The organism is Tolumonas auensis DSM 9187 (genome assembly GCF_000023065.1).
In the GTDB taxonomy this organism is placed as follows: domain Bacteria; phylum Pseudomonadota; class Gammaproteobacteria; order Enterobacterales; family Aeromonadaceae; genus Tolumonas; species Tolumonas auensis.
This window is the reverse complement of the sequence record NC_012691.1, coordinates 661,110-686,480: the sequence shown is the minus strand read 5'-3', so window position 1 is coordinate 686,480 and position 25,371 is coordinate 661,110. Positions and strand designations below refer to the sequence as shown.

The following is a 25,371-nucleotide window of genomic DNA, read 5'->3' as shown; positions in this document are numbered from 1 at the left end:
GAATAGTGACAGAAGAGAGATCCGGCATTTATCGCTGATAAATGCCGGTGAAACTTACGTTATTCGGCGGATAATGCAGATTGTTCCGGTAAGCGCCACAGCAAGCTGACCACGATAGCCGCCAGTGTTGGCAGTAACCATGCCAGCCCCAGATCAAACAGTGGCAGGAAACTCAGCACACTAAGATCAACGCCTGCGGCTTTAATACCATCAAAACAGCCAAACAGCAGTGCAACACCCAGCACCAGCCGGAATGCCATACCCTGATTAAAAAACCATTCGCGCATAAAGGTCACTGCGACGAGAGCGACCACTACCGGATAAATAGCGACCAGCACCGGAATAGAAATCACCAGCAGTTGTGTCAGGCCAACATTAGCCACAATCGCGCATAAAACCGCAATCGCTGCTGCACACTGTTTATAACTGAAACGCGGCCACAGGGTATGGAAAAAATCCGCACAGGCAGAAGTCAGACCGACCGAGGTTGTCAGACAGGCCAGACCCACGATACCGGCCAGCACCACCGAACCCATCGGGCCAAACAGCATGGCAACATACGCCGCAACCAACTCACCACCATTTTGCGGGTTAGTCATCACACCACCGGCGGTCCCCCCCAATTGGAATAACGCGATATACACCAGCGCCAGTCCGCTTGCAGCAATCACGCTGGCAACTGCCAGATAACGGGTCTGCTGGATAACATTGCTGACACCACGTGATTTCAGGACATCAATGATCAGCATACCGAACATCAGAGCACCGAAGGTATCCATGGTGTTGTAACCTTCCAGCAAGCCTTTCACTACCGGATGGCCCAGATATTCAGGCGCAACAGACGGTACCGAACCCTGCGGTGCAACCAGTACCGCGATGCCTAATACAGCCAGTAATAATACCAGGATTGGCGTCAGCACTTTGCCGACGGCATCCAGCAGTTTGCCCTGATTCAGAGAGAGAAACAGTGTCAGCGCAAAATAAGCCACACTAAACAGCGTCAGCATTAACTGACCATCAAACGAACCGATGAACGGTTTTACCGCCATCTCATAAGTCACCAGACCCGTACGCGGTGTCGCAAAAGCCGGGCCAATGATGATGTAAGTTGCGATCGCAATGGATGTGCCAGCCCATGCCGGTAACATCCGGGTCATCGTGAGCAATCCGCCACCGGCAAATGCAACTGAAAGAAGAGTCGCCAATGGCAACCCCACTGCGGTGATCAGAAAGCCCAGCATCGCAAAACTCATGTTTTCGCCAGCCAGGTAACCTGCCATCGGAGGGAAAATAATATTGCCTGCCCCCAGAAAGAAGGCAAAGGTCATAAAGCCGAGACCAAGCAAGTCGGCCCGCGTCATGGTTTGTTTCAAAATTAACTCCACTTACAACGGCTTGTCAGCTCTGACTTCCTGTCAGATAACAAACCATGCCGGAGCGCATGAACCATCCATGGCAGCGAACAACATAAAGACCTGAAAAAGGGGTGCAAGCATACGTGAGCTTTAAGGCAGAATAAAGCACAGAATATGCAAAAATGGTCACATCGGAGCCATTACCGACCACAATCCGATATTTTATGCTAATAAGAAGCGAAATCAGGCAAAGAAAACCAAGGGAAACAGCAGCACCTTTCCCCGGAAATCAGTTCATCTTTGCGTCAGTGCCAGCTTTACGGCCAGAGCAGCGAAGACACTGCCCGCAATCCGGTTCATAACAACCTCGGCTTTCGGGCTCTGACTGAACCAGCTGCCCAGTTTCCCGGCCAGAACACTGATCAGACCAAAGACCAGCAAGGTACAAACAATAAATACCGCCCCCAGCTCGAGCAACTGAAGTGTCAGATGACCACTGGCCGGATTGGTAAATTGCGGCAAAAACGCCAGAAAGAAGATGGAGACTTTTGGATTGGTGATATTCATGACAATACCACGCCGGTAGAGTGCCAGCTTATCCAGTGATACCGCATTCACTGTACCCAGCCCACTGGCACCGGCCCGGAATGCACCCCACGCCAGATAAAGCAGATATGCAGCGCCGCAAAGTTTGAGAATGGTAAATGCCAGCAGCGACTCTTGAAAAATGACCGCAACCCCCAGTGCCACCGCCGACGTGTGCACCAGCAACCCCGTGCATAATCCCAGCGTCACCAGGATGCCGGATGCCGTGCCACGGAGCATTGCCTGCGTAAGCACAAAAATATTATCCGGGCCAGGTGCGAGGCAAAGCAGTAAAGAGGCAGTAAGAAATAACAGAAAGGTATCCGGACTCAGCATCACTATCTCCGTGAAATCAGAAAACTGAGTCCGATTCTAGCACTACTTTCACTCTTCCGGCGCAAAACACCCCTCGCGCTCCACACACTCATCACAACTGGGTGAGCGGCAAACATAGTTTCCACCCAGAGCACATTGCTGACGATAGAAGAATTTTTTCCAGCGCATATTCTGGCTGTTCATCTGCACTAAATCAGGAAAACAACATTGCATCAGTTCACGCAGACTTTGCCGTGTGTCCAGCCCCAGATCCTGCCACAAGTGGTTGTACCCCATGCTCGCTACCGCAATGATCCGGGCCATCGGCGCGGCATCAGGCAGCAGATAATCAGATAACCACTGTTCCAGTTCCTGACACTCCTGCTCACGCATCGCTAACAGTTCAGAAAGCAACGTCTGTCGCTGGTGCTGTAATAAACCAATCACCGCAGACGGAACATTACAGGTGACTAACAGTTGCTGATACGGCTCAGCACCTAATCCCATATATCTGGGTAGCTGACTGATCCCTGTCTGAAACCGCCAGACCAACTGCGTCAGCCATTCCTGCGGTGAACAGGGTGCTGCAGCAGTCAGTAATGAAGCCTGTAACGGCATATCACTCCGGATGGCCTGGTTCATAATAAATTGCTCCTTCAACCGGACAGATCTGGATACAACGCGGTCCGACAGTATGTCCTTTGCATTCATTGCAGCGTTTAGCCGAGATCGTAAATATTCTGTCCTGTTCACGGATCGCCCGTTTCGGACAAACCTCAATGCAGCTGAAACAGCCGACACATTTTTCCGTGATCGCGCAGCTCATTACGCCACTCCGCGTACGTGTAATTTCACCTCACTCCGGCCTTTCGGCTGTTGCTGCCACCATGCAGACAAGGCTTCACGGATTGGCTGCCAGGCATAATCCACTACCGGCTGAACCCCGGCCGTTTCCAGTTTTTGCCATGGGCCCAGTCCTAACCGGGAGCAGAATACGGCATCCATATCGGCCAGCAAATTCAGTGTGTCCGCCATCACATCGTCGTGATCATCACATTCCGTCTGACCCTGACAATATTGCGCGACATGCCGTTCACCAACCAGCGTCACACCTTCACTGCTGATACTGTAGATATGGAATCGTTTCGCATGACCAAAATGCTGATCAATCACCTGCCCTTGCTGAGTTGCGACGGCAACCAGACGGGCATCGTCATCATCAGACGCACCGGCACTGGCAATTGCAGCCTGCACTTTAGTACGTTGCTGCATCACTGCCGAATAATCCTTTTTCTGCTCTGACAATGAGCTGAGGTTAAATTCCTGACTGCGATCTTCGCCCAGCATCCCTACCGCATCAGCGCGACATTGCTGACAGTGCGCCATCTGCGGCATGAACACACCACTGCGTTCACGCACCTGGGCGACTTCTTCAGGCGTCGGTTCACGCTGACCACTCAAACCGTAATGCGTACCATGCTCCGGTTTAGAAATTAACGGCATAATATTGTGCAGGAATGCGCCCATATCACGGATCGCATGACTGACTTCCGACAGATGCAAATCGTTAACACCGGGGATCAATACCGAATTGATCTTTACCAGCACGCCGTTTTCCATCAGCTTACGCATCCCTTCGATCTGCTGATCGATCAGGATCTGCGCGCCTTCTTTACCGCGGTAACGTACGCCATCAAAATAGATCCAGTCGTAGATCCCGGCAGACACATGCGCATCAATCGCATTCATGGTGATGGTGACATGATCCACACCCAGTTCAACCAGTGAATCGACCGACTGCGGCAACGCCAGACCATTGGTCGATACACACAACTTCACATCGGGTAATGCAGAACGTAACCCTTCCAGCGTATCAAAAGTACGGGTCTGGTTAGCCAGTGGATCGCCGGGGCCGGCAATGCCAATCACTGAAAGTTGCGGGATCGCGGCAGCCACGGCACGGGCTTTCTGCAACGCCTGTTCTACATTCAGCAATTCAGAAACCACCCCCGGACGGGATTCATTAGAACAATCGTATTTACGGTTACAGTAATGACACTGCACATTGCAGGCCGGTGCTACCGCCAGATGCATACGGGCATATTTGTGATGAGCACTGGGTGAATAGCAAGGATGGTGAGCTACCTTTTCCGCCTGTGCCATGGAAAAACCAGCCGCATTGTGTGATCCACCACAACCATGTCCTTTCTGTTGGCTGTCACACTTCTGTTGCATTACCAGTTTATTATCCGTCATGTTATATCTGCCTTATCTCACCCAGTCTTTGTACTGAATGATGCAAACATCACTCCGGAGATCACATTTAATTTAATTCATTGAAAAACAAGGTTTTTTAATCAACAAAGACTGTAGCAAGATACGACAGATATGCCACACACAAACGACAATGTGATAAAGCGCACATAATTCAGTAGGATCTTCAGATTAGCTAATTCGGTTTAGCCAAATTTCAGGGCATTTGCTCAGATCTATTGTGTTAGATCAGGAAAACACTGAAAAATCGTTTCAGACATCATCAAATGTCATTATTCCCTGTATAATGCGCGCAACTTATCGTTATACCCGTTTTATATCCCTGAACTGTTGGAGTTATCCTTCCATGAAAAAAACCAAGATCGTATGTACCATCGGTCCTAAGTCTGAGCCAAAAGCTGTAATGGCTAAAATGATTGAAGCAGGCATGAACGTAATGCGTCTGAACTTCTCTCACGGTGACTTTGAAGAGCACGGTGGTCGTATCAAGACTGTACGTGAAATCTGTGCTGAAACTGGCAAAAAAGTAGCTATCCTGCTGGACACCAAAGGCCCGGAAATCCGTACTATCAAACTGGAAGGCGGTAACGACGTATCTCTGGTTGCTGGCCAGACCTTCACTTTCACTACAGACAAAACTGTAGTTGGTAACACTGAACGTGTTGCTGTGACTTACGAAGGCTTCGCTAAAGACCTGGTTGCTGGTAACACTGTACTGGTTGACGACGGTCTGATCGGTATGGAAGTTATCTCTACTACTGATACCGAAGTAGTATGTAAAGTGATGAACAACGGCGACCTGGGTGAAAACAAAGGTGTTAACCTGCCAGGCGTTTCTATCAAACTGCCAGCACTGGCTGAAAAAGACAAAGCTGACCTGGTATTCGGTTGCGAACAAGGCGTTGACTTCATCGCTGCTTCTTTCATCCGTAAGAAAGAAGACGTTCTGGCTATCCGTGACCACCTGAAAGCACACGGTGGCGAAAACATCCAGATCATCTCTAAAATCGAAAACCAGGAAGGTCTGGACAACTTCGACGAAATCCTGGAAGTTTCTGACGGTATCATGGTTGCCCGTGGCGACCTGGGCGTAGAAATCCCGGTTGAAGAAGTTATCTTCGCTCAGAAGATGATGATCCAGAAATGTAACAAAGCACGCAAACCAGTTATCACTGCAACTCAGATGCTGGACTCCATGATCAAAAACCCACGTCCTACCCGCGCTGAAGCTGGTGACGTTGCGAACGCGATCCTGGACGGTACCGATGCAGTTATGCTGTCAGGTGAATCAGCTAAGGGTAAATTCCCACTGAACGCTGTTTCTATCATGGCAACTATCTGTGGCCGTACTGACCCGGTTATGCCTTCTAACCTGGCTATCGAAAACGCTAACGATCGTAAGAGCATCACCGAAGCAGTATGCCGCGGTGCAGTAGAAACTACCGAGAAACTGGAAGCTCCACTGATCGTTGTTGCTACTGAAGGTGGTAAATCAGCGCGCGCAGTTCGTAAATACTTCCCTAAAGCGAACATCCTGGCACTGACTTCTAACGCTAAAACTGCTCAGCAGCTGGTTCTGTCTAAAGGCGTAACTCCGGTTCTGGTTGAAAAACTGGACTCTACCGACGCTTTCTATGTACAGGGTAAAGAACTGGCACTGCAGTCAGGTCTGGCAGCTAAAGGTGACATCGTAGTGATGGTTTCCGGCGCTCTGGTACCAAGCGGCACAACCAACACTTCTTCTGTTCACGTTCTGTAATTCATCAGACCGAAACAGTAAAATCGAACGCCGGTTCCCTTGGGGAGCCGGCGTTTTTTTATCAGCTTTTTTGTGCGTCAGCTCCCGTTTTGCTATATCCTCTCGCTGATTAAGTGCAAGCTGCTTACCTCTTGCCAACATTGACACAACACATAACTAACGGTGAACACAGCATATGCAGAAACAGCGAATTCTCCGCACTCTGTTATCCGGATTGCTTCTTCTGACCAGTACTGCACTCTTTGCTGCCGAGCAAACAGAGTTACCATCAAAAACCAGTCTGGACAACAAACTGGCCAGCCTGAATAAACGCGATACGCTGACCGTTGCAGAAAAAGCACAGAAAGACGATATCGAACAAACCATTTCCCTTCTGGACGCCATTGATAAAGAAAAGATCAAAGTAAAAGATCAGGATCAATCGCTCACCAGAACACCGGCCAGACTGAAAGAATTCAGCCGTCGGCTTGAACTCCTGCAGAAAAATGATGTTCAGGATACTGAACAGCTGAAAGCAGAGATCAGCCGTTTATCACAAACCCAGCTGGACAGCCGTCTTACCGATCTGCTGAATCAGCTGCAGAGTGCACAGAACGATCTTGGCAATGCCAACAGTCAGTTAACCTTCCTGCAAACGCTGCCGGAACGCGCTCAGTCAACGATGAGTCAGGATTACCAGCGCATGCAGGATATCCGCAATCGTCTGAGTGGTCTGAAACAAAACGGGGAAATCACACCGTCACTGCGTGTGAAACTGAATACCGAACTGGCGCTGTTGCAACTGCAGCAGGAACAACGTCAGAAAGATCTGGATAACAATACCAGTCAGCAGGATCTCTACAATAAGCAGCGTGATTACCTCACCGCCCAGATTGCGCAACTGAATAACTGGGTACAGCTACTGCAACAGCAGGTCAGCAATAAACGTCTGACACTGACCGAAAAAACCGTAGAAGAAAGCGGCACTGCGCAGACTGACGATTCCCAAATACTGCCCTCCTTTATTCAAAAAGAGCAGAGACTGAATCAGCAACTCAGTCAGCAATTAATTGATGCGACTCAGGGCGTTAACTCGCTGGTACAGGAAAACATCAAAGTTAAAAACTGGCTGGATCGCACCACCCAGACAGAACAAAACCTGAATGAACAGATCTCCGTACTGAAAGGCAGCCTGCTGCTTTCCAAGATCCTCTATCAGCAACGTCAGATGCTGCCGGACTCGGATCTGGTACGCGGTTCCGAAGAACAGATCGCCGATCTGCGTCTGGCCCAGTTCGATGTGAACCAGCTGCGTGATCAGTTGTATCAGCGTAATGATTACATTCAGAAACTGCTGGAAAAAAATACCAGCGATATACTGACTGCAGAGCAGATGACCATACTGAATGAAACACTGGATGGTCGTCGCGAATTACTGGAACAATTGAATAAACAGCTCGGTCAGCAGCTGAATTTATCCATCAATCTGCAACTCAACCAGCAACAACTGGAACGCGTCAGTAAATCGCTGCAATCCACATTACAGCAGCAGATCTTCTGGGTCAGCAGTAACAAACCTCTCGATATGGCGTGGCTGAGTGCGCTGCCGGGTGCGTTAATGGCACAGTGGCAAGCCGTCAGTATCAGTGCCAACCTGAACAACTGGCTGCAGAATTCGCTGAAAGTATTACCCGCTATTTTGCTGATGCTGATTATCGCAGGCATCATGCTCTGGAAACGCCAGACGATACAATCCCGCTTTGAAACACTGGCCAAAGATGTCGGCCAGTTACGCAAAGATACGCATAGTCACACCCCGAAAGCGATTCTGTTAGTCCTCCTGCGTACCATCCCAGGCGCACTGTTGATCATGAGTGCCGGTCTGGCTCTGGTCTTCAGCGGTCTGTCATCACCATTGATTATCTGGGAACTGTCTTTCCGGATGGCGCTGGCCTATATGGCTTTCGGCTCGATGCGCCGTATGCTGAAACCGGATGGACTGGCACAAAAACATTTTGGTCATGATGCCCTGACGGTTGCGCATCTGCGTAAAGCATTACGCAATATCTGGTATACCCTGCTGCCGCTGATTTTTATCGCAACGCTGGGTGAGTTAGACCCGTCCCGCTTAGCCAACGATGTGCTCGGACAAATCATCTGTCTGGTCAGCTTGCTGCTGTTATCTTTCGAACTGTTTACCACTGTGCGTAAACGGCCAAATAACCAGCAAACCAGTTTATGGCGTAATATTTCTGCACTGGCCTTTGGCGCTGTACCTCTGATACTGATCGGTTTACTGGTATTTGGTTACTACTACACCGCGCTGAAACTGAGTGCCCGTCTGATCGACAGTTTCTATCTGGTTTCAGTCTGGGTGTTACTGTACGAAACAGCACTACGCGGCCTGTCAGTTGCCGCCCGTCGCCTGGCTTATCGCCGTGCACTGGCTAAACGTCAGAATCAGCAACGCAACGAAAATGCCGAAGGTGTTGAAGTCAGCGATGACAAACCTATTACGCTGGAACAGATCAACGAACAGACTCTGCGTCTGGTCACTGTTACCCTGACGTTGGTATTCGCTGGTGCCTTCTACTGGTTGTGGTCTGACCTGGTGGCGGTCATTGCCTATATGGACAGTATCACGCTCTGGCACCATACCGTGGGTACAGACGGCGGTGCTGTACTGGAAGCGGTCAGCCTGCGGGATCTGTTGGGTGCCGTCCTCATTGCGGTCGTGACCTATATCCTGACCCGCAACTTACCCGGTTTGCTGGAAGTACTGGTATTGTCACGCCTGCAGCTGGCACAAGGGACCTCATACGCGGTTACCACGATGTTGTCCTATCTGCTGACAGCGACCGGTACCATTGCCACGCTTTCCACCATCGGTATGGAGTGGAATAAATTACAATGGCTGGTTGCTGCGTTATCTGTGGGCCTGGGTTTCGGTTTACAGGAGATCTTCGCTAACTTCGTATCCGGTCTGATCATTCTGTTCGAACGTCCGGTTCGTATTGGCGACACTATTACCGTTTCCGGTTTCTCCGGTACGGTAAACAAGATCCGTATCCGCGCCACAACGATCACCGACTTTGACCGAAAAGAAGTGATCATTCCAAACCGCGCATTTGTGACCGAGCGTCTGATCAACTGGTCTTTGAGTGATACAGTCACCCGTGTGGTATTAAGGATTGGCGTTTCTTATGGTTCCGATCTGGATCTGACCCGCCGCTTGTTATTACAGGCTGCCGCAGAGAACCCGCGCGTCATGAAAGAGCCGGAACCAACCGTCTTTTTCCTCGCGTTCGGAGCCAGCACGCTGGATCATGAAATGCGCTTCTTTGTCCGTGAACTGGGCGATCGTAACCCGGCACTCGACGAGCTGAACCGCCGCATCGACCAACTGTTTACTGAACACGGCATCAATATCGCGTTCAATCAGGTCGAGGTCACGTTGAAAAATGCACGGGGTGATGTTGTCAGCATTGATCCGGTAACTGCAGGCACTGCTGCCGGTGCAGCCGCTGCTGCGACGCTGGAAAATATTGCCGCTGCAGAAGCAGCTGCATTAGTGGCTCAGCAAGCGAAAGAACAAGAACAGAAACAAAAATAAATGCAGGCGCGAGGGATTTTAAATCCCTTGAGTCCCGAAACTAAAAAGCCCTCAGATATTTTAGAGGGCTTTTCTATTTAAAGATAACTAACTATCCCAGGTTAGGGAGCCAGACGATCAATATGCCAGAGGCTACCTTCACGCTGATACAGGAAACGGTCGTGTAAACGATGTGCTCCGCCCTGCCAGAATTCGATGCTATCAAAGCGAATACGGTATCCACCCCAGAAACTCGGCACCGGAATTTCACCATTGGCAAATTTGGCCTTTATCTCCATGAATTTGCTTTCCAGCATGCTGCGTGCAGAAATACGGCTGGATTGCTGACTCACCCATGCTGCGATCTGACTGTCTTTCGGGCGGGAATGGAAATATTTCACCACATCCAACGGAGAAAGCTGTTCCGCAACACCGGTGATATGTACTTGTCGTTCTAAAGTATGCCAGGGGAATAACAGACTAACGTGATTATTTTGTTTGATCTGTTGCGCCTTCCGGCTGCCAAGGTTGGTATAAAATACAAACCCGTTTGCATCGTAGTGTTTCAGCAACACCATCCGCTGGAATGGTTGTCCGTTGGCATCAACCGTGGCGACACTCATCGCTGTCGGATCAGGTAATTTGGCATCACACGCCTGACGCAACCATTTCTCAAACAAATCCATCGGATCATTCGGCAGCTCATCGCGATGCAAGCCCCCTTTCAGGTATTCACGACGTAAATCCGCAATTTCCATTTTTCTATTCTTCCCATCAATGCTTATCGTTCCATTGTGCGCTGCATAGATGCTGATCTCAAGTCTGTGATATTGGCTGCAAAGCGGTAATGTTGCTTGTCTCTGCGCTGATGACCTTCTATGATCTTCTCATTCAAATTATTCAGGTTTTATCATGCGCACCTATGCCCTCACTCCGCTGGAATGCGGTTCCGTACAAGCTATTCTGTCTGCCGTATTAAATGAAAAATCGCCGGTTGATCGCGCGACAGCACAGGAGTTCAAAATGGAACCGATGCCGGAAGCGGCACAGATCCATGTTATTGGTGCCGTCGGTGATATATTGCGCCATCTCAATCTGCTGGCGTTCCTCGCTGATGTGCCGATGGCGCAGGCCGGTATCGCGGTGCAATCTCTGATTTGCCAGTGGCACCTGTTGCGTAACCGTCAGTTGCCTAATCTGCGGGCGGCCGATCTTTGTGATGTAAAAATGTTTGAAGCTCGCCGTGAACTGGCTCAGCAACAACCTGCATTGTGGGATGGTTGTCCGGAATGGCTGGAACAGCTGGGACAAGAGCAGCTGGGTGAACAGTGGCCGGCAGAGCGTGAAGCACTGACCCATGCCGCCAAACGCTATATCCGCGTGAATACACTGAAATGCAATGAAACCCAGCTGCAACATCGCCTGCAGCAGGAACATATTGAAACCCGTGCCGTACCTGACGTCCCCGGTGCATTGGAAGTTACCTCCAATGGTTCTCTGTTCCGCACTCCGGCCTTCAAAGATGGCTGGTTTGAACAGCAGGATGCCGGCTCACAACACATTGCCCCTTTCCTTGGCGTTGAACCCGGTATGCGCGTGATTGATGCCTGTGCCGGTACTGGCGGCAAAACACTGCATCTCGCCGCTCTGATGGCAGGAAAAGGCCGTCTGCTGGCGATGGATGTGGAACAGTGGAAAGTAGACAACCTGCGTCTGCGTGCCCGCCGCGCCGGTGCCCACAATATTGAACCGCGTCTGATTGAGAGCAGCAAAACCATCAAACGTCTGAAAGAGAGTGCAGATCGGGTATTACTGGATGTGCCTTGCTCTGGTTTGGGCGTTCTGAAACGCAACCCTGACACCAAATGGCGTGATACCGCAGAACGTTTACCAGTATTGCTGGAACTGCAAGCCGATATTCTGCGCCGTTACAGCAAAATGGTAAAAGTGGGTGGTCAGCTTGTTTATGCAACCTGCAGTCTGTTGCCGGCAGAAAACCAGGATCAGGTCGCCAGATTCATCAATGAATGTGATGGCCAGTTCACCCTGTTGCGGGAACAGACAATCAGCCCGGCAGAAACCGGTTTTGATGGTTTCTATATGGCATTGTTACAACGGAACTAATCCGGAATCATCACGTAAAAGGGGCGCTGTTGATAGCGCCCCTTTTTTATATCTTAAATTGCTCTCGCCATTCAGCAGACGAAAAAAAACCGCATCAGCAAGCTGTGCGGTTTTTCATTTCATTCATTCAACTCAGCGCGAATTAACGGTCGCGGCGGAATTTACCACCTGCGCCACCATCACGGTGCTGCGGACGATCACCACCACGGTTGTCACCATGGCTGCTGCGGCTGTTGAATGGACGATCACCACGGAATTCGCCACGACCTTCAGTACGAGCGCCATCAGCGCGAGGTGGACGACGATCACCGAAGGATGGACGTGCACGACGAGCAGATTCCGGAACTTCACCAGAGAACAATTCAATATCCAGCGGACGCTGACAAACACGCGCTTTTTTCAGCGTATTCATCACTTCTGTTGGCATACCTTCCGGCAGATCAACGGTAGTGAAATCGTTATAGATCTCAATGTGACCGATGAATTTGCTGTCAATTCCGGCTTCGTTAGCAATCGCACCAACGATCTGGCCTGGTTTAACACCATGCTCATGACCGACATGCAGTTTATAACGGGCAGTCGGGCCTTCCGGTGCGCGTGAACGACGTTCGCTACGCTCAGGACGATCACCACCACGCTCGAAACGGTCACCACCACGGTCGTTGCGATCACGACGGGCACCACGGTCACGGTCAAAACGATCACCGCCACGCTCTTCCATACGCTGGCTTGGTTCCGGCTCATTTTCATTCATGAACAGTGGCTCGTCACCCTGAACCATCTTGGCCAGAGCAGCACACAGATCCAATGGATCAGTGCTTTCGTCTTCCAGGAACTCATTGATGATCTGCTGGAATGGCTGTAAATCTTCTTCAGAATCCAGAGTTTCACGGATCTGCAGTTTAAAGCGTTCCAGACGATGTTTGTTGATATCTTTGGCTGTTGGCATCTGCATCGGCTCGATTGGCTGACGGGTAGCCTGTTCAATCATGCGCAGCATACGACGTTCACGTGGCGCCACAAACAGGATTGCATCACCGGTACGACCAGCACGGCCAGTACGACCGATACGGTGTACATAAGACTCTGTATCGTAAGGAATATCGTAGTTTACAACGTGAGTGATACGTTCTACGTCCAGACCACGAGCCGCAACGTCAGTTGCGATCAGAATATCAATCTGGCCTGCTTTCAGTTTTTCTACAGTGCGTTCACGCAGTTTCTGCGGGATATCACCGTGCAACGCTTCACATGAGTGACCACGTGCAGACAGTTTGCTGGTCAGCTCTTCAGCGGCAGTTTTGGTACGAACGAATACCAGCAGAGCATCGTACTGTTCAACTTCCAGCATACGAGTCATCGCGTCCAGCTTATGCAGGCCGGAAACTAACCAGTAACGCTGACGAATGTTGGCCGCGGTGCTGGTTTTTGATGCAATCTTGATTTCCACAGGGGTTTTCAGATGGCGATGCGCGATACGGCGGATCTGTTCTGGCATAGTGGCAGAGAACAGCGCGATCTGACGATCCAGCGGACATTGTTCGATAACCCATTCCACGTCATCGATAAAGCCCATGCGCAGCATTTCGTCTGCTTCGTCCAGCACCAGTGTTTTCAGTGCAGACAGGTCCAGCTTGCCACGGCGCATCATGTCCATAACACGGCCCGGAGTACCTACAACGACCTGAGCGCCACGACGCAGAGCACGCAGCTGTGAATCGTAAGATGAACCACCATAGATAGGCAGTACATGGAAATCAGGGATAAATTGTGCGTAGCTCTGGCAAGCTTCAGCAACCTGAATAGCCAGTTCACGCGTTGGTGCCAGAATCAGCACCTGAGTGTCCATCTGAGTCAAATTCAGACGGGACAGGATTGGCAGGGCAAACGCGCCTGTTTTACCTGTACCGGTTTGTGCCTGTCCTAACAGGTCACGGCCTTCCAGCAACGGCGGAATTGCCGCAGCCTGGATTGGCGAAGGATCTTCGTACCCCACAGCGGCTACGGCCTTCAGAATAGGCGCAGCTAACCCCAGCTCGCTAAAGCTTGGCAATTTTTCAGTATCAGTCATATTTATTTTCACTACTCTACAAGGATGGGCACTTAGCGAGGGAGACGCTGCTGGCCCGACAAAGAAATGGGTGGCGATTATACACATTCAGCGAGATATGTCGCCAAAAATGTGATAGTTATCGCAGCAATTTCAGAAGTTTTCAGACGGGTGGGCTTACACGGTCTCTTACTCTACTCTCTGTTACGCTGGTTATTATACAACCAATTTACAACTTATGCTCGTAACTATTGTCTTACAGTTCTTTTTTTCTGTGAAAGTACCGCCAGAGTTAACCGGCTGGTGCATAACAAATGCTCACGTTCATCCTGCAGATTGATCTGCCAGACTTGCGTGGTGGCGCCCAGATGGATTGGCCGGGCAATCCCGGTCACGATGCCATTACGTTTAGCGCGCAGATGATTGGCATTGATATCCAGCCCGACACAGCAATGCGTGCGGGGAACACACATATTCCCCGCGACAGAACCTAATGTTTCTGCCAGCACCACAGACGCGCCGCCATGCAGTAATCCCATTGGCTGGTGGGTACGGCTATCCACCGGCATGGTCGCCTGCAGATAGTCGTCACCAATAACGGTGTATTCGATACCGAGATGTGCGACCAGTGTATTTACAGAGCCTGCATTTAAACTCGCCAGCGTAAAATCCCGTTGCCAAATCATCGTTATTACCTCGCCATTCGCTTTAAGATCACAGTAATGCCAGCAACGCCTGTACCGGATGCTTCAGCTTATTACCATCAATACGTTTGACCTGACTGCGGCAGGAATAACCGGTTGCCAGTGCATACGCTGCCGGTAATTTGGCTAACGCGGGTTGCCAGCTGTTTTTGTAGATCTGGCGTGAATCATCCAGATGCTTACTATCATGACCATAAGTGCCGGCCATGCCACAGCAGCCCACAGCGACCGGCTGTAATTTAGCGCCCAGACGGGTAAAGACCTTCGCCCAGTCACCATTACTGCCTGGCTCTGCCGTTTTTTCGGTGCAGTGCCCCATCAGATAGAAGGTTTCACTACCGGCTTCTTTTTGCGGTAACAAATCCAGCACTGACAACAACCACTCCTGTGGTAACTGTACTTTGAAGTCGCCGCGGGCGTCACCCAGCGCACGTACATACTCGTCACGGTAGCAGAGCACCATCGCCGGATCCGGGCCCACCATCGGGATACCCAGCTTATGCAGACGATTGAAGAACTGTGCACTATCCGCTGCGGTGCGGGCAAAACTGCGCAGGAAGCCTTTAATGTGCTGCGGCTTACCATTCGGCTTGAATGGCAGCAACAACGGACGATAACCCAGTTTTTCGATCAACAGGATCAGATCGCGCACCACATCCGCATCATAGAACGAGGTAAACGGATCCTGCACGACCAGCACGACTTTACTGCGGGCATCCGGCGACATGGCTTCCAGTTTTTCCAGCTGGAACAGTAATGCTTCGTGACCCGCCAGTTGCTGTTTCAGTGTCGGCTGACTGAGGATTGGTACATCCACCATACCGATGGTTTTTTCTGTGAGTTTCTGTACCCATTGTTTTTTCAGGAAGAAATTCACGGCACCCGGTGTTTTAGCCATCAGAGGTGCATAAGTCTCTACCGTCGCGACAAAATAATCTTTTGCCGGACGCAGGTAACGCTGATGGTACAGTTGCATAAAGCGGGAACGGAACGCAGGCACATCTACCTTGATCGGACACTGGCTTGAGCAGGCTTTACAAGCCAGACAGCTTTGCATCGCATCCATCACTTCATGCGAGAAATCATATTCCCCGCGGGCTTTCGCGAACGTATTCAGTGCACGATCAACCAGATCTTTCCAGCGGAAGACGCCATGTTCAACCGCCCCTTCTTCGCTCAGTACATCCACACCCTGTGATTCCAGCTGACGCAGCCACTCACGCATCAGACCGGCACGGCCTTTCGGTGATTCACGACGATCGCCGCTTAATTTAAAGGAAGGACACATCGGTGAGGTGGTTTCAAAGGTAAAGCACAAGCCATTACCGTTACATTCCAGCGCCTCTTTAAACGAGTCACGGATCCGGACCGGGATCTGACGATCATAAGCACCGCGTTTGGTCGCATCGACTGAAACCAGCGGATCGTTTGAATTCAGCGGGGTACAAATCTTGCCCGGATTCAGCCGGTTATCCGGGTCAAACGCGCCTTTGATCCGGCGCAGTTCAACAAACAGATCGCCGAAGAATTCAGGACCGTATTCTGAACGGAAACCACGGCCGTGTTCACCCCACATCAGGCCGCCATATTTCGCGGTCAGCTTCACGACCTGATCAGAGATCTTGCGCAGCGTCACTTCCTGTTCCGGATCGCACATATCCAGTGCCGGGCGCACATGCAGAACCCCCGCATCAACGTGACCGAACATACCGTAGGTCAGTTGATGGTCGTCCAGCAAAGCGCGGAATTCCATAATAAAATCAGCCAGTTTTTCCGGCGGAACCGCCGTATCTTCGGTAAATGCCACCGGCTTTTTACGCCCTGGTGCATTACCCAGCAGACCTACGGCTTTTTTACGCATGGCATAAATAGCTTCGACACTGGCCAGATCTTCTGTGATCTGATAGCCAATGATACCGGCTTTACCGGCAGCCATCAGTTCATCCAGTTTCTTGCACAGAGCCTGCATTTTAGGCTGCTGGTCACTCGCGTCGGCACCGGCATATTCGACAATGTTTAATCCCATCATCTCTTTATCCGGTACATCGGTGATCAGGCTTTTCACCGAATGCCAGACGATATCGGAACGCGCCAGATCAAGTACGCGGGAATCAACTGTTTCAACCGACAGCGCTTCAGCTTCCACCATCAGCGGGGCGTTACGCAATGCTGATTCAAAGCTGTCATATTTGATATTTACCAATGCGCGGTAAGTCGGGATCGGCGTTAAATCCAGCACCGCTTCGGTAATAAAAGCCAGCGTGCCTTCGGAACCGCACAGCAAGCGGCTCAGATCCAGCGTTTCAGTGGCTGGATCGTAAACGTGTGTTAAATCATAGCCGGTGAGGAAACGGTTCAGTTTCGGGAAAGTGGCTTCGATGTCAGCACGTTTGCCACGTGCGATATCCCACACCAGACGATAGATTTCCCCTTCACGATCCTGCTGTTCAAGCTTCGCCTGCAAGGCATCACCCTGTAATGGCGCTGCGTCAATCACCGAGCCATCCATCAGCACTGCACGTACACCGACGACATGCGCAGAGGTTTTACCGTATTTCAGAGAGCCCTGACCGGAAGCATCGGTATTGACCATCCCGCCGATCGTGGCGCGGTTACTGGTAGAAAGCTCCGGAGAGAAAAACAGACCGTGCGGTTTCAGCGTGAGGTTCAGCTTATCTTTCACCAACCCCGCCTGCACTCTGACCTGACGGGCTGCCACATCCAGTTCCAGCACCGATGTCATATATAAAGACAGATCCACCATGATGCCATCATTCAAGGACTGCCCGTTGGTGCCGGTACCACCCCCACGCGGAGAGAAAGTGATTTGACGATACACCGGCTCTGAGGCCAGTTTGAGCATCAGCGCAATATCTTCCGTTGTTTTCGGATGCAGCACCGCTTGCGGTAGCCATTGATACACACTGTTATCTGTGGCGACTGCCAGACGGCTGGAATAGGAAGAATCAATATTGCCGGTGAAACCAGCGCGCGTTAACGCGGCCAGAAAAGCAATATAAGGTTGTTTCAGGCTTTCTTGGGGTGTCAGTCTCGGGATCATGCTGTGTTCCTGATCATGGTGCTGATATCAAAAAATTGAGTATCCAAGCGACGAGAGTGGATATATATGCATATTACACCATTCCATGGTGTAAACGGAAAACGAAATGGTACGCAAGCCCGCCATCGCGATCAATGAATAGCGTAACTAAAAAACGAAACAATTGGTTAATACGAGGGAAATGAGGGAAAGAGATCAGGCTCACAGATCATTTTTGCCCAAAAACAGAGATTGCCAGCTGGGTCACAAAACAACAACGCCAATGGCTTGCGCATTTGCACGGCTGTCTCTAGTTAGATATGTTCAATTCAAGAAAAGTTCCCAAGAAATTAAAAAAAACTTTTCAGAGACTAACCAAGCCTGAGGTAAATCAGGCATCCCTCATAACAAGGAAAGATGACGATGAAAAAAACCTTGAATGTATTAGTACCTAGCGTACTGGCACTGTTCGTAGCTTCTGCCGCTCACGCTGGTGCAACTTTCGATACCCCTCAGGGTAAACTGAACATCGGTGGCGATGTTGAGTATGATTTGACCGCTGATAGCTTCAGCGAAGGCGCTAAAACATACAATGATAAAGGTGTTTTAATTGCTGATGCGACTGACACTCAAGCTCTGGGTGGTCGTATCCTGCTGGACATCAACGGTGAACGCGTTCTGGCTAACGGCAACTTCGCTGGTTTCAAAATCAACCCAGTATACAGCCCGAACGGTAACTACGGTAACGGTGAAGATTCATGGTTCGCTTTCGGTGTGAAAAACGACTGGGCTGTGAAAATGGGTCACTATGAAGCGTATGATCTGTCTCCTGCTGGTCAGGACACCTACGTAGTAGGTTACGGTGACAAACTGTACCGCGCTAAAGCAGCTCGTGGCCGTGCCAACTCTGGTAGCCAGGCAATGTTCAGCAAAGAAGCTGGCCAATGGCACATGGAAGTATCTACCCTGTTCGGTGACGACAACGGTATGTATGACAACATGACTGGCGTAGTTAAGAACAAAGACCCGCTGCTGGCTCGCCCAGTTGTAGCCTGGACTGGTGACACTGTAACTGTAGCTGTTGGTGCAGAACTGAACCTGATCACTGACGCTTATGTTGATGCTGCTGGCGAAGACGTTTCTGACTGGACTGGTTACGGTGCAACTGCAACTGTTAAAGCCTCTGACGACCTGAGCTTCTCTCTGCGTGGCGCATACAAAGCTGCTGACGAAGGTGACGGCTACAGCGTTGGCCCAGGCATGCAATACCAGAACTTCTATGCTGCCTACCTGTATGGTCAAAACGAAAATTCAGCTACTGACGAAGATACTGAATACAACGTAGTTTACGCTTCTTACAAAATCCCGGCAGTTATGGGTATTGACAACTTTGACATGTACCTGGGTGCTTCATGGGGTGATGAGCAAGCTGAAGGTGCTGCTGATACCAATGAACAACTGGGCGGTCGCGTACGCTTCAAATACTTCTTCTAATCTGCCTGTGCAGATGGCGTAAGCCAGAAGTAAATGCCTATTGGACCCTCGCTTCGGCGGGGGTTTTTTGTTTTGACGGGTATAGTCAGTCAGATTTGATTGCACCCCATCTTTAAAGCTTTGATAATCTGATCACCCATCTGCCGCGAAAACAGAAACAGCGCCTATGACTTTTTCACGAATTCTCCGTTTCATGTTGCTGGTGACCTCAGGGTTATTCAGCCTCCAGAGTAATGCCAGCACCGATAACTATGCGCAACAGGCTCAGCAAACCTGCCAGACGCTGGTGGCTTATCGCATGGGCTCATTGCTGGATATTCAGGTTACCAGCGTCAAACCACTGGCTGTCGCAAATAAATGGCTGGTCACCGGAGAGGTGAAAAAACAAAAACCGGCGGTTACTTTCGCCTGTCTGTTAACCCAGAAAAACAACAAGATGGAGTTGGAAAAGCTGGAGCTGTTTCAGGTGCAACAGCAAAACAAATGAATCTGCTTATTTTTAATTCATCCGAATGAATGAACTATAATCAATACAGAAAACGGAAATACCGCCTGATGACGGGAGGGGTGTTCCATGAGTATTTTTTCATTTTCACGCCGCAGTCTCTTTTTCTTCTTACTCTGCATTCTGGCCGGATCGGCAGCCTACTGGTATTACCAGCAACCCACCGCAACCTATTCCGATCTGGTTTATGGCAACGGCCGGCTGGAAGCGACCGAGGTGGATGTCGCCACCAAAATCGCCGGACGGCTGTCCTCTATTGAGGTACAGGAAGGCGATGATCTGCAGGTAAAGCAAAAGATTGCAGAGATTGAAGCAACCGAACTGCAGGCTCAGTTACGGGCAGCGGAAGCGCAGGTACAGCAAGCGCTGGAAAATACACAAGAAGTCATTGCCGGTGTGGCCAGTGCGGAAAGTCAATATAACCTGGCCCGGATCACACTGGCGCGCTCGGATAAGCTGATGAGCAAGAACTTTATCAGTAAAGATCAACTGGATCAGGATCGGAGTGCGTTACAGGTCGCGCAGGCAGGTTTAACTGCCGCCCGGACGCGGGTAAAAGCCGCCAATGCTGCCGTTGCTACCGCCAAAGCGAATGCGGAGGTACTGCAAAGCACACTGCAGGATACTACGCTGACAGCGCCCATTGCCGGACGTGTACTCTACCGTCTGGCAGAACCCGGTGAAGTTCTCGCTGCCGGGGGCAAGGTGGTAACCTTGCTGGATCTGAACGATGTCACCATGTCCGTTTACCTTTCTGCAGCAGAAGCCGGTCAGGTCACACTGGGGGCACCGGCACACATCATGCTGGATGCACTGGCCGATCCCGTTCCGGCCAAAGTCGTGTATGTGGCCCCCCGCGCTCAATTTACCCCGAAAGAAGTCGAGACCCGTAACGAGCGGGAAAAGCTGATGTTCCGCATCAAAGTCAGAGTTGATCCGGCCTGGCTGGCAACACACGCAACGTTGGCAAAACCCGGTATGCCCGGCGTGGCCTACATCAAACTGTCTGCAGATACTGACTGGCCGGCACAGTTGCCCGTGAGGTAACGCTATGACTGAACGTACAGTGGCACAGCTTTCTGCCGTTAGTCTGACTTATGGCATGCTGAAAGCACTCGATCAGATAAACGTGACGATCCCGGCCGGTGGCATGGTGGGCCTGATTGGCCCGGATGGCGTCGGCAAGTCCTCGCTGCTGGCACTGATCGCCGGTGCCCGGAAAATTCAGCAGGGGCAGATTGCAGTGCTGGATACCGATATCGCTAATCGCCGTTTACGTGAAACGTTGCTACCGCGCATCGCCTATATGCCACAGGGGCTAGGGCGGAATCTTTACCCGACACTATCTGTTACCGAAAATGTTGATTTCTTCGCCCGGCTGTTTGGTCTGAATCGTCGCGCCCGTGCAGCGCGCATCAACGAATTACTGATCGCCACCGGACTGGCCGCATTCCACGATCGACCGGCAGCAAAATTATCCGGTGGCATGAAACAGAAACTCGGACTCTGCTGTGCGCTGATCCACGATCCGGATCTGCTGATTCTGGATGAACCCACCACCGGGGTCGATCCCCTCTCCCGCCGTCAGTTCTGGGAGCTGATCCAGCGTATCCGGATACGTCATCCGGCGATGACGGTTCTGGTTGCCACGGCCTATATGGAAGAGGCGGAGCATTTTGACTGGCTGATTGCGATGGATGCCGGAAAGATCATCGGCACCGGTTCCGCTGCCGAGCTGAAAAGAGAGACGAACAGCCAGACATTAGAGGAAGCCTTTATCCGGCTGTTACCCCCGGAGCGGCAGCAAGGTCATCACGCGCTGGTTATTCCGCCAAGAGACCTCAATCACCATCAATGGGCAATCGAAGCGCAAGGATTAACGCAGCGATTCGGGGATTTCACGGCGGTCGATAATGTGAGTTTTGCCATCGGTAAAGGCGAGATTTTTGGTTTTCTCGGCTCTAATGGCTGCGGTAAAACCACCACCATGAAGATGCTGACCGGTTTACTTCCGCCGACTGAGGGTTCCGCTCGTCTGTTCGGCGCACCGGTGGATGCCGATAATGTGGCAACCCGCAGTCAGGTTGGTTATATGTCGCAGGCCTTCTCACTGTATGGTGAATTGACCGTATTACAGAATCTGGAACTGCATGCCCGGTTATTCCATTTACCGGAGGAGAAAGTAGCAGCCCGGGTAGAAAACCTGCTGACCCGGTTTGAGCTGAAACCTTATGTCAGTATCCCGGCTGCTGGTCTGCCGCTTGGGATCCGGCAGCGGTTATCACTGGCTGTGGCCGTCGTGCATGAACCGAGCTTGCTGATTCTGGATGAACCCACCTCGGGGGTTGATCCGATCGCCCGCGATCAATTCTGGGAACTGCTGGTGGAACTTTCTCGCCAGCAAGGTGTGACCATCTTTATTTCCACCCATTTTATGAACGAAGCGGAACGCTGTGACCGGATCTCGCTCATGCATGCCGGACAGGTTCTGGCCAGCGATACACCGGAAGCGCTGCGGGCAAGCAAAAAGGCGCCGACGCTGGAGGCTGCCTTCATTGCTTATCTCGAAGACGCCACCGCTACTGATGACGCACCACCAGCGGTGACTGAACCCGCGATGATGAACGGCAATAATCATGCGACCCGGCAGGCATTCAGTCTGTACCGGCTTCTGGCCTATGCCTATCGTGAAGCACTGGAATTAAAACGCGACACAATCCGCCTGGCTTTCGCTCTGCTGGGATCGGTATTGATGATGTCTGTGCTCGGTTATGGCATTTCGATGGATGTGGAGAATCTGCGGTTTGCGGTGCTGGATCAGGATCAATCGCCCGAGTCGCGCGATTATATCCAAAACTTTGCGGGCTCCCGTTACTTCCAGCTGCGCCCGCCTATTGCTACTGCGGCAGAAATGGAACAACGCATGCACAGTGGCGAACTCTCTTTGGCGTTAGAGATCCCGCCCCGGTTTGGTCATGATCTGCGACTTAACCGTCAGCCGGAAATAGCGGCCTGGATCGATGGCGCATTGCCCTATCGCGGAGAAATGACGCTCGGTTATGTTCAGGGGTTGCATCAGCAATATCTGGTTGATTTGATCACCGAAGCAACCGGTTCAGCACCACAGTTACTGCCAACCGATATGGCTTTGCGTTACCGTTACAATCAGGATTTCCGCAGCATTTACGCCATGGTTCCCGCCGTCATTCCGTTATTGCTGGTCTTTATCCCCGCCATTCTGATGGCATTGGGTGTCGTGCGGGAAAAAGAACTGGGCTCGATCACCAATCTTTATGTCACCCCGGTCACCCGGCTTGAGTTTCTGCTGGGCAAACAACTGCCCTACATCGTTGTGTCCATGCTGAGTTATGTCTTGCTGGTCATCCAGGCTATCTGGATGTTTGACGTGCCAATCAAGGGAAGTCTGGCCACGCTGACATTGGGGGCCCTGATTTTCGTTACCGTGACCACCGGGTTAGGTCTGCTGATATCGACGTTTACCCGGACACAGATTGCCGCATTGTTCGGTACCGCCATACTGACCATGTTACCGACGGTCCAGTTTTCCGGTCTGACGACCCCGGTCGACTCGCTCATCGGCATGGCGTACGGCATCGGGCAATGTTCACCGGCAACCTATTTTCTGGTGATCAGCCGGGGCGTATTCACTAAAGCGCTCGGTTTTTATGATCTGTTAGAACCGTTATTAAAACTCGCAGCATTTATTCCTGTGCTGACCTTGCTCTCGCTTGTCCTGCTGCCCAAACAGGAAAGGTAGGCCATGATGAATACACATATCAGCAATATCTGGCGCCTTGGCATCAAAGAGTTACGGAGTCTGTGGGCTGATCGGGTGTTACTGGTGCTGATTGTCTGGGCGTTCACCGGGGGGATCTACAGTGCAGCGATCGGTGTTTCACAAGAACTGAATCATGCTCCCGTGGCGATTGTCGATGAGGATCTGTCGCCCTTATCCATGCGTCTTAGCCGGGCTTTAACGCCACCTTTTTTTAATCCGCCGGAAAATATCGCTCTGCAACAGATGGATCCGACAATGGATCAGGGACGCTATACGTTTGCGATTGTCATACCGGCAAATTTTCAGCGGGATCTGAACGCCGGCCACAGACCCACGATTCAAATCAACATCGATGCCACGGTCATGAGTCAGTCGTTTATCGGCGCCAGTTATATTCAGCAGATTTTTGCTGCCGAACTGAATGAATATCTGACGGGGAAACGAGATACATCCAGTCTTCCGATCAAACTAGTCAGCCGGGTACGGTTTAATCCCAATCTGACCGGCTACTGGTTTGGTGGTGTGATGGAGGTCATTAACAACATTAATATGCTGACCATTATTCTGGTTGGTGCCGCGTTTATCCGCGAGCGGGAACACGGAACACTGGAGCATTTGCTGGTGATGCCGCTGACACCGTTTGAAATTATGATGGCTAAAATCTGGGCCAACAGTCTGGCGGTATTGTTAGGCACGACCGTCGCATTGACGGTGGTCATCCAGGGAGTATTGGAAGTACCGATTGCCGGCTCATTACCGCTGTTTCTGTTCAGTGCGGTGATCTATCTGTTTTCTGCCGCTTCCATCGGTATTTTTCTCGGCACGATTGCCCGCTCCATGCCGCAACTGGGCCTGTTAATCATTCTGACCATAGTGCCACTGGAGATGTTGTCCGGTGGCGTCACGCCGCGCGAAAGTATGCCGGAGCTGGTGCAGCAGATCATGCTGGCAGCGCCAAGCACCTATTTTGTCCGGCTGGCTCAGGCGATTTTATACCGGGGCGCAGGTATGGATATCATCTGGCCGGATCTGCTGGCGATGATAGGACTTGGAGCTATTTTCTTTCTGGTCGCACTGGTGCGGTTCCGCCGTGCCGTTACTCAGACGCAACTCTGAGGAGGTGTATGATGCTGATCCCCTCTCTGACCGATCCCCGCAGTGAAGCTACGCGGCAACGGCTGATTGATACCGGACTGGAGCTGTTCGGTCGTTATGGGTTTGATGGCGTAACCACCCGTCAGCTGGCGAATGCCGCGCAGGTGAATCAGGCCGCTATCCCGTATCATTTTGGTGGTAAGGAAGGCGTTTATCTGGCTGTGGCAGAACAAATCGCGGCCAATATCGGCCCTCAGATCCGTGAGTTACAGACACAGGCAGAATCACGGCTCAGTGCTGAATCGCCGCAGTCACTGCTACTGGAGATGACCTTAAAACTGGCGGAGATTGCCTTCGCGCCGGAACATCAGAAGAGCTGGTTTATCCTTCTGACCCGGGAACAATTTCACCCAACCGCGGCATCTGAAATTTTATATACCGGATTTATGCAGCCCGCGCATGACATGATAGGAAAACTGATTGCCCGTATCACGTCGGACGAAGCGGAGTCAGAGGATAATATCCTGCTGGCGCACGCCTATCTCGGCCAGCTGATTGGCTTTGCGATAGGGAAAGCCACGCTGAGTCGTCGCCTTGACTGGCCGCTTGAATTTACCCCCGCAGAATGGCAACAGGTCAAGGCAACCATCGCACGTTTCAGTCGTGCCACGATTGCCGGTATGACGCCAGGTGCAGATTGA

At 51.3% G+C, this 25,371-nt stretch carries 18 protein-coding genes; 9 read left to right on the top strand and 9 right to left on the bottom strand.

Going from position 1 to position 25,371, the window contains the following annotated elements:
- Positions 1-59: 59 nt before the first annotated feature.
- From brnQ to nifB, 5 genes are all read right to left on the bottom strand, one after another.
- A complete protein-coding gene (brnQ, locus tag TOLA_RS03135; RefSeq protein ID WP_012728836.1) occupies positions 60-1,373 on the bottom strand; it encodes a branched-chain amino acid transport system II carrier protein in 1,314 nt (437 codons plus the stop codon).
- A 276-nt stretch (positions 1,374-1,649) separates the two neighbouring features.
- Complete coding sequence (locus TOLA_RS03130) at positions 1,650-2,276, bottom strand: LysE family translocator (protein ID WP_012728835.1); 627 nt, start codon at positions 2,274-2,276, stop codon at positions 1,650-1,652.
- A 48-nt stretch (positions 2,277-2,324) separates the two neighbouring features.
- The gene (locus TOLA_RS03125) at positions 2,325-2,897 is read right to left on the bottom strand and encodes a nitrogen fixation protein NifQ (protein ID WP_012728834.1); all 573 of its coding nucleotides are present in this window, start codon (positions 2,895-2,897) and stop codon (positions 2,325-2,327) included.
- Entirely contained in the window at positions 2,875-3,081 is a 207-nt protein-coding gene (locus TOLA_RS17045; protein ID WP_012728833.1) for a 4Fe-4S dicluster domain-containing protein, read from the bottom strand. The genes TOLA_RS03125 and TOLA_RS17045 overlap by 23 nt, the downstream gene beginning before the upstream one ends.
- Complete coding sequence (gene nifB, locus TOLA_RS03115) at positions 3,081-4,511, bottom strand: nitrogenase cofactor biosynthesis protein NifB (protein ID WP_012728832.1); 1,431 nt, start codon at positions 4,509-4,511, stop codon at positions 3,081-3,083. Before nifB ends, TOLA_RS17045 begins: the two co-directional genes overlap by 1 nt.
- A 364-nt stretch (positions 4,512-4,875) precedes the next feature.
- Here nifB and pykF point away from each other — a divergent pair, with 364 nt between their 5' ends.
- Positions 4,876-6,288 carry a pyruvate kinase PykF gene (gene pykF, locus TOLA_RS03110; protein ID WP_012728831.1) on the top strand — a complete coding sequence of 471 codons (1,413 nt, stop codon included), beginning with the start codon at positions 4,876-4,878 and terminating at the stop codon, positions 6,286-6,288.
- A 175-nt stretch (positions 6,289-6,463) separates the two neighbouring features.
- The gene (gene mscK / locus TOLA_RS03105) at positions 6,464-9,880 is read left to right on the top strand and encodes a mechanosensitive channel MscK (protein ID WP_012728830.1); all 3,417 of its coding nucleotides are present in this window, start codon (positions 6,464-6,466) and stop codon (positions 9,878-9,880) included.
- A 101-nt stretch (positions 9,881-9,981) separates the two neighbouring features.
- On the opposite strand, the gene pdxH is transcribed toward mscK, so the two are convergent.
- Positions 9,982-10,617 carry a pyridoxamine 5'-phosphate oxidase gene (gene pdxH, locus TOLA_RS03100; RefSeq protein WP_012728829.1) on the bottom strand — a complete coding sequence of 212 codons (636 nt, stop codon included), beginning with the start codon at positions 10,615-10,617 and terminating at the stop codon, positions 9,982-9,984.
- A gap of 154 nt (positions 10,618-10,771) precedes the next feature.
- Here pdxH and TOLA_RS03095 point away from each other — a divergent pair, with 154 nt between their 5' ends.
- Positions 10,772-11,983, top strand: coding sequence for an RsmB/NOP family class I SAM-dependent RNA methyltransferase (locus TOLA_RS03095; RefSeq protein WP_012728828.1), 1,212 nt, complete (start codon positions 10,772-10,774; stop codon positions 11,981-11,983).
- Positions 11,984-12,125: 142 nt separating this feature from the next.
- On the opposite strand, the gene TOLA_RS03090 is transcribed toward TOLA_RS03095, so the two are convergent.
- From TOLA_RS03090 to ydiJ, 3 genes are all read right to left on the bottom strand, one after another.
- Positions 12,126-14,054, bottom strand: a complete 1,929-nt coding sequence (locus TOLA_RS03090; RefSeq protein WP_012728827.1) for a DEAD/DEAH box helicase — start codon at positions 14,052-14,054, stop codon at positions 12,126-12,128.
- 227 nt (positions 14,055-14,281) lie between these two features.
- Positions 14,282-14,719 carry a hotdog fold thioesterase gene (locus TOLA_RS03085; RefSeq protein WP_012728826.1) on the bottom strand — a complete coding sequence of 146 codons (438 nt, stop codon included), beginning with the start codon at positions 14,717-14,719 and terminating at the stop codon, positions 14,282-14,284.
- Positions 14,720-14,747: 28 nt separating this feature from the next.
- On the bottom strand, positions 14,748-17,798 hold the full coding sequence (gene ydiJ / locus TOLA_RS03080; protein ID WP_012728825.1) for a D-2-hydroxyglutarate dehydrogenase YdiJ: 3,051 nt from the start codon (positions 17,796-17,798) through the stop codon (positions 14,748-14,750).
- 402 nt (positions 17,799-18,200) lie between these two features.
- Here ydiJ and TOLA_RS03075 point away from each other — a divergent pair, with 402 nt between their 5' ends.
- From TOLA_RS03075 to TOLA_RS03050, 6 genes are all read left to right on the top strand, one after another.
- Complete coding sequence (locus tag TOLA_RS03075) at positions 18,201-19,271, top strand: carbohydrate porin (protein WP_012728824.1); 1,071 nt, start codon at positions 18,201-18,203, stop codon at positions 19,269-19,271.
- Positions 19,272-19,437: 166 nt separating this feature from the next.
- Positions 19,438-19,758 carry a hypothetical protein gene (locus TOLA_RS03070; RefSeq protein WP_012728823.1) on the top strand — a complete coding sequence of 107 codons (321 nt, stop codon included), beginning with the start codon at positions 19,438-19,440 and terminating at the stop codon, positions 19,756-19,758.
- 87 nt (positions 19,759-19,845) lie between these two features.
- Positions 19,846-20,823: an HlyD family secretion protein gene (locus TOLA_RS03065; RefSeq protein WP_012728822.1), complete on the top strand. Its 978-nt coding sequence runs from the start codon at positions 19,846-19,848 to the stop codon at positions 20,821-20,823.
- A 4-nt stretch (positions 20,824-20,827) separates the two neighbouring features.
- Positions 20,828-23,554 carry a ribosome-associated ATPase/putative transporter RbbA gene (gene rbbA / locus TOLA_RS03060; protein ID WP_012728821.1) on the top strand — a complete coding sequence of 909 codons (2,727 nt, stop codon included), beginning with the start codon at positions 20,828-20,830 and terminating at the stop codon, positions 23,552-23,554.
- A 3-nt stretch (positions 23,555-23,557) separates the two neighbouring features.
- Positions 23,558-24,691 carry an ABC transporter permease gene (locus TOLA_RS03055; RefSeq protein WP_012728820.1) on the top strand — a complete coding sequence of 378 codons (1,134 nt, stop codon included), beginning with the start codon at positions 23,558-23,560 and terminating at the stop codon, positions 24,689-24,691.
- 8 nt (positions 24,692-24,699) lie between these two features.
- Entirely contained in the window at positions 24,700-25,371 is a 672-nt protein-coding gene (locus TOLA_RS03050; RefSeq protein WP_218916114.1) for a CerR family C-terminal domain-containing protein, read from the top strand.

Bases quoted from the DNA above. Each gene is read 5' to 3' on its own strand.
- TOLA_RS03085 (WP_012728826.1), bottom strand. From the start codon at position 14,719: ATGATTTGGCAACGGGATTTTACGCTGGCGAGTTTAAATGCAGGCTCT.
- ydiJ (WP_012728825.1), bottom strand. From the start codon at position 17,798: ATGATCCCGAGACTGACACCCCAAGAAAGCCTGAAACAACCTTATATT.
- rbbA (WP_012728821.1), top strand. From the start codon at position 20,828: ATGACTGAACGTACAGTGGCACAGCTTTCTGCCGTTAGTCTGACTTAT.
- pykF (WP_012728831.1), top strand. From the start codon at position 4,876: ATGAAAAAAACCAAGATCGTATGTACCATCGGTCCTAAGTCTGAGCCA.
- nifB (WP_012728832.1), bottom strand. From the start codon at position 4,511: ATGACGGATAATAAACTGGTAATGCAACAGAAGTGTGACAGCCAACAG.
- mscK (WP_012728830.1), top strand. From the start codon at position 6,464: ATGCAGAAACAGCGAATTCTCCGCACTCTGTTATCCGGATTGCTTCTT.
- TOLA_RS03050 (WP_218916114.1), top strand. From the start codon at position 24,700: ATGATGCTGATCCCCTCTCTGACCGATCCCCGCAGTGAAGCTACGCGG.
- TOLA_RS03095 (WP_012728828.1), top strand. From the start codon at position 10,772: ATGCGCACCTATGCCCTCACTCCGCTGGAATGCGGTTCCGTACAAGCT.
- TOLA_RS03065 (WP_012728822.1), top strand. From the start codon at position 19,846: ATGAGTATTTTTTCATTTTCACGCCGCAGTCTCTTTTTCTTCTTACTC.
- TOLA_RS03055 (WP_012728820.1), top strand. From the start codon at position 23,558: ATGATGAATACACATATCAGCAATATCTGGCGCCTTGGCATCAAAGAG.
- TOLA_RS17045 (WP_012728833.1), bottom strand. From the start codon at position 3,081: ATGAGCTGCGCGATCACGGAAAAATGTGTCGGCTGTTTCAGCTGCATT.
- TOLA_RS03090 (WP_012728827.1), bottom strand. From the start codon at position 14,054: ATGACTGATACTGAAAAATTGCCAAGCTTTAGCGAGCTGGGGTTAGCT.
- pdxH (WP_012728829.1), bottom strand. From the start codon at position 10,617: ATGGAAATTGCGGATTTACGTCGTGAATACCTGAAAGGGGGCTTGCAT.
- TOLA_RS03130 (WP_012728835.1), bottom strand. From the start codon at position 2,276: ATGCTGAGTCCGGATACCTTTCTGTTATTTCTTACTGCCTCTTTACTG.
- TOLA_RS03075 (WP_012728824.1), top strand. From the start codon at position 18,201: ATGAAAAAAACCTTGAATGTATTAGTACCTAGCGTACTGGCACTGTTC.
- TOLA_RS03125 (WP_012728834.1), bottom strand. From the start codon at position 2,897: ATGAACCAGGCCATCCGGAGTGATATGCCGTTACAGGCTTCATTACTG.
- TOLA_RS03070 (WP_012728823.1), top strand. From the start codon at position 19,438: ATGACTTTTTCACGAATTCTCCGTTTCATGTTGCTGGTGACCTCAGGG.